Source organism: Capnocytophaga canis (genome assembly GCF_000827555.1).
Lineage (GTDB): Bacteria > Bacteroidota > Bacteroidia > Flavobacteriales > Flavobacteriaceae > Capnocytophaga > Capnocytophaga canis.
Genome location: NZ_CDOI01000060.1, coordinates 1 through 245, shown reverse-complemented (window position 1 = coordinate 245; position 245 = coordinate 1). Strand labels below are relative to the sequence as shown.

The following is a 245-nucleotide window of genomic DNA, read 5'->3' as shown; positions in this document are numbered from 1 at the left end:
TACAGGAGATTTACCTAAAGACATGACTATTTCCTGCGAAAAAGAAATACCGTCAGTTCCTACATTGCAAGTATCAGGCAATTGCAGTCCGAAAGTGGTTTATAATGGACAGACAAAATCCAACGAAAAATGCAAAAACGACTACGTGCTAACACGCTATTGGACAGCTACTAACGATTGTGGAAAATCCATTACACATACCCAAACTATTACGATAAAAGACGATGTAAAACCTGTGTTTTCAG

General features: G+C 38.0%; 1 protein-coding gene. It reads left to right on the top strand.

The window, feature by feature from the left end; translation table 11 throughout:
• A partial coding sequence (locus tag CCAND38_RS11805) for an HYR-like domain-containing protein (RefSeq protein ID WP_042343487.1) occupies positions 1-245 on the top strand: 245 nt, incomplete at both ends.